The following is a 1680-nucleotide window of genomic DNA, read 5'->3' as shown; positions in this document are numbered from 1 at the left end:
GGCTCAGTCATTGCGACCGTCCCACCTAGCAGTAGTTGGGACGCCTATGATTTCAAGGTCGTGGGCACCGGCAGCAACGATCGCCTTACCTTCCGCGAGGTAGCCAGCCAGGGTAGCGACGGTCTGGGTGCCCTCTATGACAATATCCAACTCACCGTCGCCACGGCGACGCCGGCCGATTCACTACCGGGGGCCGCGGATAAGAATCTCCTGGTGAACGGATCGTTCGAATCATCTTCGCTGGCGCCCCTCCAAGCCGGCCGCTGGGGGGCCTTCGATGCTATTCCGGGCTGGCACGCCATCAGTGGCGGAACCATCGAGCTCTGGAATAATCTGAACGGCGTGAAAGCAAGTGACGGCGTCAATTACGGCGAATTGGACTATGCCGGAGCTCGCGACGGACTTTACCAGGATGTGGAAACCGTGGCCGGCCAGCAATACGTTCTTTCCTTCGATGCGCGCTCGCGGCCGGGCTTCACAAGCTCGACCTGCTCGATCGAAGTCCTCTGGAATGGCTCGATCCTTGGGGTCGTTCCGCCCGACAGCACCTGGCAAAACTATGATTTCACGGTGACGGGTACAGGCGGACAGGATCGCGTGACATTCCGCGAGGTTGCGGGCCAAGGCAGTGACGGGCTCGGCGCGAGCTATGACAATGTGTCTTTGGTTGCAAAGCCCGCGAGCCCTGCCTCGGCGTCTCTGCTGAGCAGTGCAAATCAGGCGTTCGCGCTACTGAGCCAGTATACCGCGACCGATGCGACCACAGCTGGCGCCGTGACGAACGGGCCTCTCGCGGTCGATCCGAACGCTTCACTCGTGCAGACGCTCTCGTTGCCTGCCCAACACTAGTTTTCTCGCAATGGGATAGACAAACCTCGGGGCGCCGTTTCACGGCCCCCGCGCTTTGTTTTGCGTCCGCCCGCGCGGAACGCCCTCACGCAAGCAGCCGCGGCCTGGCGAACAACGGCCGACGGAATTGATAGCCGTCAACTCGGACCCCGTCCGTCGCAGTTTAGATGATGCCGGGCGCGCTCAGAATGATGCCGTTCGCCGTCCATAACGCCTTTGTGCGATTTCACACGTGGGAGGAGCCGGCCGTGCATTCCAGCAAGTTCACTTCCGGTCAGGAACCAAGCAACACCGGATCGAGCCTCTCATGGCGATTGCCGCGACGACACGTCTGACAATCGAAATTCCATGACACATTCGGCAAATATCACGGAGTGTCTGCCCGCGAACCATGCGAATGCGATGGCGAGTCGTATGCCTTCGGCCACGACAAGCCATCCCTACGTGACGATTGCAATTCCCACGTATAACCGGGCCGCCCTATTGAAGGGATGCATTGCGTCAGCCCTGGCGCAGACCTACCCCCATTTCGAAGTCCTCGTTTCGAACAATGCTTCGCCCGACGATACCGCACAGACCTTGGACGAATTTAGCGACCCACGATTGCGCGTCATCACCCAGGAAACGAACATCGGCTTGCTCCCGAATTGGAATGCATGTCTCGCGAATGCCCGAGGCGAATACATCATCCTCGTCTCCGATGACGACAGAATAATGCCGTCGCTGCTCGAGCGATGCGTGGCCCTCATTGACCAATACCCGCAACTTCCAATCGTCATTACCCTAAGCAATCTACATGCGGCCTCGCTCGGCCAGACGCGCCAGCCGCGC

1 protein-coding gene and 1 pseudogene are annotated in these 1680 nt (G+C 59.9%); both read left to right on the top strand.

Features of this window, described 5'->3' with window-relative positions; translation table 11 throughout:
- Positions 1-849, top strand: a pseudogene (locus AC1D00_RS40070) (hypothetical protein); the annotation flags it as partial.
- Between the two features lie 414 nt (positions 850-1263).
- The coding region (locus AC1D00_RS40065) for a glycosyltransferase family 2 protein (protein WP_477014498.1) at positions 1264-1680 on the top strand (417 nt) is incomplete at its 3' end.

The organism is Bradyrhizobium sp. P2_E8 (assembly GCF_056403875.1).
The sequence above is the reverse complement of the archived record's forward strand: the minus strand, read 5'-3'. Positions and strand labels throughout refer to the sequence as shown.